The organism is Myxococcus xanthus (assembly GCF_013116825.1).
Lineage (GTDB): Bacteria > Myxococcota > Myxococcia > Myxococcales > Myxococcaceae > Myxococcus > Myxococcus xanthus_B.
In genome coordinates this window covers 22,648-29,293 of sequence record NZ_JABFNS010000117.1, presented here as the reverse complement: position 1 = coordinate 29,293, position 6,646 = coordinate 22,648, and the positions used below count along the sequence as shown (strand labels likewise).

Here is a 6,646-nt window from a genome sequence, read left to right as displayed (position 1 = left end):
CCCCCCCACAGGTCCGGACCGATGCGCCCCGCCCACGTCGCCGCGGCCATCACCATCACCAGCGCCAGGCTGGTGGGAATGGGGGTTCCCTCGAAGTACTTCACCTTCCCTGACTCGTCCGACAGGTCCGCCGACGTGACGTTGAAGCGCGCCAGCCGGCTGATGCCACACGCCACGAAGTAGAGGAGCGCCGCCACGTCCAGGGAGCCGCGCATCCCCACCGCGAAGGCCAGCGCCGCCGGCGCCATGCCGAAGGAGATGACGTCCGCCAATGAGTCCAGGTCCGCGCCCAGAGGCGACTTCTTGAAGCGCCAGCGCGCGATGCGCCCGTCCATGACGTCCATCACCAACGCCACCGGCATCAGGCCGAAGGCCACCCACAGCCAACTCACGTCCCCGGAAGCCAGGTACTGCATGGAGGCGAGGATGGCGCCCGCGCCCGCGAAGCCGTTGCCCAGCGTCACGAAGTCAGCGAGCACGAACGTGCGAATCATCGAAAAGTGACGGCGCGGGCGGCGGGCACGGGACGGCTCGGTCGACATATGCGCGATTTCCTACCACACCCCTCCCGCTCGGCCGGAAGCTCGTTCTTGCCACACTGCGTTGTGCCCGGCGGTGTGAGAAATCATTCCAGTTCCAGAAACATTTTGACGGTGTGATCAGCCACTCCCTACGCTCGACGACTGTCATGCACCCCAAACCTCCCTCGCCCCTCCGGCGCGGTGTGCTCCGGCGTACGCGGAGCACCCGCTGGCAGTTCTCCCTTCTCGCAGGCGTGAGCCTGCTGTTCAGCTCCGCGTGTGGTGACGACGAAGAAGGCACGCCTCCGACCCCGACGCCCACCTACGAAGTCACCATCCGCCGCACCGCCCACGGCATCCCCCACATCACCGGAAAGGACATGGGCAGCGTGGCGTACGGCAATGGCTATGCCTTCGCCCAGGACCACGTCTGTATCCTCGCGGATCAGATCCTCAAGGTGCGCGGTGAGCGCGCCCGCTTCCTGGGCATGGGCCCCGGCAGCACCTACGCGGGCAGCGACTTCGCCTACCGTTCGCTGGGCCTCCACGCGCGCGCCACGGAGCGCATCAGCGCGCAGCCCGCCACCCTCCAGGCCATGCTCAAGGGCTACGCGGCCGGCTTCAACCGCTACATCGAGGAGACGCCGAAGGATCAGCTCCCCGCGCCCTGCACCGGCGCCAGGTGGGTGCGCCCCATCTCCGATGTGGACCTGCTGGCCTACGCCTACAGCGTGGCGCTGACGGGCAGCAGCTACCAGGTCGCCCTCGCCCTCGCCGCGGCCACGCCGCCCGACGTGACGGCGACCACCCTGGGCACGCCGGACCGCGACCACGTCAAGGTCCAGCGGCCTGAACTGCACCAGGTGGGCAGCAACGGCTGGGCCATTGGCCGCGACCGCTCCGCCACCGGCCACGGCATGGTGGTGGCCAACCCGCACTTCCCCTGGGAAGGCGAGCTCAAGCTGTGGGAGAGCCACCTCACCGTCCCCGGTGAGCTGGACATCTACGGCGTGGGCCTGCTGGGCGTGCCCGCGGTCCTCATCGGCTTCAACAACGACGTGGCCTGGACGCACACCTTCTCCTCCGGCCAGCGCATGACGCTGTACGGGCTGCGCCTGGTGCCGGGCAAGCCGACCTCGTACTACTACGACAACGAAGAGCGGGAGATGACCTGGAAGGACATCACCATCCTGGTCCTGCTCGACAACGGCACGCTCGTCAACGTCACCCGCCGCATGTACAGCAGCCACTACGGCCCCATCATCTCCATCCCCGGCACCGCGGAGTGGACCGAGCAGTCCGTGCTCACCTACCGCGACGCCAACCTGGAGAACGACACCCTGCTGGCGCAGTTCCTGGGCATGAACCAGGCCCGCAGCATGGATGAGTTCAAGGCCGTCTACGCGCGCGAGCAGGGCATCCCCTGGGTCAACACCATGGCGGCCGACCGCGCGGGCAACACCTGGTACACGGACGCCACGCCCACGCCGAACCTGTCGCCCGTGGCCCTGGCCACCTGGAACGCCGCCCGCCAGGGCGCGGACCTGGCCACCACCGCCATCTGGCAGCAGATGGGCCTGGTGCTGCTCGACGGCAGCAACAGCCAGAACGAGTGGCAGGACGAGCCCGGCGCCCGCAGCCCGGGCCTGGTCCCCTTCAGCAAGGTGCCCAAGCTGGACCGCACCGACTTCGTCTTCAACGCCAATGACAGCTACTGGCTGACCAACCCCGCCGAGCCGCTCAAGGGCTTCTCGCCCCTGCACGGCCTGGAGGACGTGCCCCAGACGCCGCGCACGCGCCTCAACGCCGTCATGCTCACCGAGCAGGTCGAAGGTGGCGCGTCCGGCGCGGACGGCCTCTTCACCCGCACCGAGCTGCAGGACGCCATCCTCAGCAACCGCGGCATGGTCGCCGAACTGCTCATCGACGACGTGGTGGCCCGCTGCACCGGCCACACGACGGTGCCCTACGGCACGAACACCGTGGACATCAGCCAGGCCTGCTCGCTGATTGCCCAGTGGGACCGCCGCTATGACGTGGACAGCGTGGGCGCCATCGTGTGGCGCGAGTTCGCGGGCACGTTCACCATGGGCGAGCTGCAGGCGAGCCCGGCGCTGTACGCCACGCCCTTCGACCCGGCCGACCCCATCGCCACGCCCCACACGCTGGCGCCCGCGCCCGCCCAGGGCACCGACCCCGTCCTGACCAAGCTGGCCCAGGCCGTGACCACGCTGACGCGCGCGGGCCTGGCGCTGGACCTCCCGCTGGGCGAGGCGCAGTTCACCCCCCGCGTGAGCGGCGAGCGCATCCCCATCCACGGCGGTGGCAACTACGATGGCGCGGCGAACATCGTCGGCTTCGGCACGCTGAAGTCCACCACGCCCAACGCGGAGGTGGGCAGCGCCACGCGCACCGTCGTCAACGGACGCACGGCCCTGGCCAACGGCGGCTACGTCATCAACAACGGCAGCAGCTTCATCATGGCCATGGAGTTCACGCCCACCGGCGTGCAGGCCAGCGCCCTGCTGACCTACAGCGAGTCCAGCAACCCGGCCTCGCCGTACTACGCGGACCAGACGCGGCTGTTCTCCCAGAAGCAGTGGCGGCCCATCCTCTACACCGCCGAGGAAATCGCCGCCGCGCCGGCTGAGCAGATCACCCTCACCGGCGACTGACGTCCCCGCCGGCCCCCGATTCGTCGGGGGCCGGACACCTCGCGGCCCGGCGGGGCAATGTCGGGCCGCGGATGTCCGCCCTCCAGTCTGATTCCGTCGGCTCCAGGGACGCGCGCCAATGGGTGCGCAGACCGCCAGGCGCCACCGTTCGTTACTGGCGAAGGGGCACCGGGATTTCCCGGTGGAATCACCGCGGCAGCAGCAGGGGGACATCATGGCCACATCCGTCTACAAGACCGCCATCATCGGCAGAGTGTTCTTCCTCCGCTGGGAGGCACCACCCAGTCAGGAAGAAATCCACACCGTCTTCCAGCAGATGAAGGACGCGCACGAGCAGCTTCGGCACCCGCTCGTCCTCGTCGCCAGCCTTTCGCCGAAGTCCTCCGTGCCCAACTCGGAGCAGCGGCGCAACCTGTCCACCTTCCATTCGGACGCGCGCCCGCTCTTCACGGAGATTCACGCCATCGTCGAAGGCAATGACCTGCAATACAACCTGCAGCGGGTCATCATCTCCGGCATCAACCTGGTGACGCGCACCTTCGACGAGGCCTTCCACCGCGTGCACAAGCACGCCGACCTCGTCGCCCCCTACCTGGGCAAGAGCCTGGGCGTGGACGGCGTGAAGGTCATCGAGGAGGCCCGGGCGCGCGGCGTGGTGTGAGCGCGGCCCGTCCTTCCGTACAGCGACGTCAGCTCGCGGCCGGGGCACCTCCGGCCCGCGACGCCGGGTCCACCCGCCGCGCCAGGGCCGACGCGGCGGTGCCCCGGACGAAGCTGTGGTCGAAGAAGTCCACATAGAGGTACTCCGGCCACGACACCATGGACCGGGGGCCCCGCATCACCGCGCGCGTCAACTCCGTCACCATCATCCCCGCGGCGCTCGTCGCGCCCACCACGCAGGTGGGCGCGTGGCCCCGGCCCTGGAAGCACGCGTCCATGTACTCGCGGAGCATGTAGCTCCCCAGGTGGGGGATGATGGCCGGCAGGTCGATGCGCCCATCCGGCAGGATGTAGAGCGCTTCGTACAGCGGCGCGTCCGGCTGGAAGACGTGCAGCGCCGCGCCGAATCCCAACATCAGCCCCGTCATCACCGGCACGCCACGCTGGCGGCAGGCGCGGTGGAGCACCTGCTTCTCATGCGCCCCCGCGATGTCGATGACCTCCACCACGTAATCCACCGGGCCCAGCACACCGTCCCCGCCCAGCACGTCCTCCACGTTGGCCTCGGTGATGCCCTCCGGCACTTCCCGCAGCCGCAGGGCCGGGTGGATGTCCCGGCACATCCGCCCCACCACCTCCACCTTGGAGCGGCCCAACGTGCTTTCAAAGCAGCCCACCTGCCGGTTCATGTTGTGGCGCTCGTAGACGTCGAAGTCCGCCAGCGTCACGCCCCCGAACCCCAGCCGCGCCAGGTCCACCGCGCACTGGCCACCCGCGCCGCCCACGCCCGCCACCAACACATGCGTGCGTGACAGCTTGACCAGCGTCTCCGCGTCCACCACGCCCAGATTGCGCTGGAACCGCTGCTCGAACATGGGCCGCCTCACGTTGAAGTCTGGCTTCCATGTGCCCCCCACCCAGGAGGGTGGCGAGAGCCCCATGGGCGCGTGTGTTCAGCACCCCTCCCACGTCACCTGGTGCCGTTCGGACCCCGTCAGTCTCCCCGTACTGGAGAGCTAATCGGCTCTTGCCCGTTCTGGTCGCCTGTGGTCATTTGCGCGCGCTCGTCACCCACGCCTCGCAATCCCTGCCGGGCTCCTCGTGACGCCCCGGAAGCCGCACCGGTGATGCGCGGGCTTCAGCGATGAAGCATGCGCCGAAGTACCCCACCTGGCAGGGGATGTCAGAGGTTCGATCCACAGTGGCATTCACCCATGAAGTCCCTGCCTGGATAACACTCCAGGAGTTACAGGGGTTTAATGATTGGCGTGAATTCTGCTCGGGGGGGCGACACGTCAGGGGCGTCATGGGCCGGCGTAACTCGACTCCCCGAACCTCTTCAGCCGATCCGAGGTCTGTATGCGTTCCGTGTTCTTCCTCTGCGTCTCGTTGGCATGTCTGTCGTTGGCTCGAACCGCCGAAGGGGCCCCTTCTGATGACATGCGACACGCTGTCTCACGGGCCGCGGCGCTCCAGGGCGTGGCGCTGGCGGAGGGCGCGCCGGTCGGCGCCGCGCTCGTCGGTTCCAGCCATCGGGGAGGCAGTGAGCGGGTGGCGCTGTTCGGCGACGTGGCCCACTACCGCTACCGCCTGCAAGTGGGACCGTCGCAGCAGGACGTCGTCACCCTGCACCGGGTGGTGCGGGAGAACCAGGCGTGGCGGCCGGCGCGTGCGACGCGCGCGGTGTTCATGGTGCACGGCGACGGGTGGGGTTTCGAGGCCACGTTCCTCTCCAGCATCGGCTCCGCGTTCGTGCCGCCAGAGCAGTCCATCGCCGCGTACCTGGCGAAGGAGGGCGTGGACGTGTGGGGCATCGACCTGCGGTGGGCGGGCGTGCCGCAGAACACGCAGGATTTTCGCTTCATGAAGAACTGGACGCTGGAAACGCACGCGGCCGACGTGGGCGTGGCGCTGGGCGTGGCGAAGCTGCTGCGGCTGGCGGGCGGCAACTTCCAGGGCACCATGCACCTGCTGGGCTGGAGCCGGGGCGCGGTGGTGGGCTACGCATACCTCAACCGCGAGGCCCGGCTGCCGCGCGGGCTGCGCCAGGTGGACGGCTTCATCCCCATGGACATGGCGGTGCGCTTCTCTCCGGAGGACGCGCAGCAGCAGGCGTGGGCGTGCGAGCGCCATGCGGCGCTGAGCAATGCCCGCCAGGAGGGCCAGCTGGAGGGTGGCCTGCTCGGGCCGGCGCCGGGCATCATGCTGCAGGCCATTGGCCAGTTCGCCGCGGTGCAGCCGGCCGCGCCGTCGCCGCTGGTGCAGGACGACATCTTCGGGCCGGGCACGGGCCGGCCCTCGAACCGCAAGCTGGCCCTGGTCGCGGCGGGCGCGACGAGCGTGCTCTTCGCGCCGCTGCAGCCGGTTGTCCCGGCCTACCACCTGATGGGCAGCACGCCGGATGCCATGGGCCTGCCGGAGCGGCTGTCCTTCACCCACGAGGGCTACCTCTTCGAGTTCGGCCAGCGCGCCGCCCCGTACCAGAGCATCAACGAGGTGGTGGAGACGGAGGCGTGGGCCTGCGGGATGCACGTGCCCTACGACGACCGACTGCGTGACGTGAAGGTGCCGGTTCTGTACGTGGGCGCCGCGGGCGGCGTGGGCCGCTACGGCGAGCACAGCGTCACGCTGCTGGGCAGCCAGGACGTCACCCTCCTCAACATCCGCACGCTGCCGGAAGCCGCGCGCGCCCTGGACTACGGGCACGCGGACCTGTTCCTGGCGGACGACGCGCGCGTGCGCGTCTGGAAGCCCATGCTCCAGTGGATTCGCGCCCACTGAGACGCTGGG

Annotated in this window: 5 protein-coding genes; 3 read left to right on the top strand and 2 right to left on the bottom strand. The window is 69.3% G+C overall.

From position 1 onward, the window contains the following. The coding region (locus HNV26_RS28060) for a CDP-alcohol phosphatidyltransferase family protein (protein WP_171452909.1) at nt 1-542 on the bottom strand (542 nt) is incomplete at its 3' end. Between the two features lie 146 nt (nt 543-688). Here HNV26_RS28060 and HNV26_RS28055 point away from each other — a divergent pair. Next, a complete protein-coding gene (locus HNV26_RS28055; RefSeq protein ID WP_171443370.1) occupies nt 689-3,196 on the top strand; it encodes a penicillin acylase family protein in 2,508 nt (835 codons plus the stop codon). A gap of 214 nt (nt 3,197-3,410) precedes the next feature. Beyond that, nucleotides 3,411-3,857 (top strand): DofA protein, encoded by a 447-nt coding sequence (locus HNV26_RS28050; RefSeq protein ID WP_171443369.1) that lies wholly within the window; start codon nt 3,411-3,413, stop codon nt 3,855-3,857. A 28-nt stretch (nt 3,858-3,885) separates the two neighbouring features. Here HNV26_RS28050 and HNV26_RS28045 read toward each other — a convergent pair whose 3' ends face one another. Beyond that, complete coding sequence (locus tag HNV26_RS28045; protein ID WP_253817132.1) at nt 3,886-4,731, bottom strand: ThiF family adenylyltransferase; 846 nt, start codon at nt 4,729-4,731, stop codon at nt 3,886-3,888. 565 nt (nt 4,732-5,296) lie between these two features. Here HNV26_RS28045 and HNV26_RS28040 point away from each other — a divergent pair. Next, nucleotides 5,297-6,637 (top strand): alpha/beta fold hydrolase, encoded by a 1,341-nt coding sequence (locus tag HNV26_RS28040; RefSeq protein WP_253817131.1) that lies wholly within the window; start codon nt 5,297-5,299, stop codon nt 6,635-6,637. The last annotated feature ends 9 nt before the right edge of the window (nt 6,638-6,646 follow it).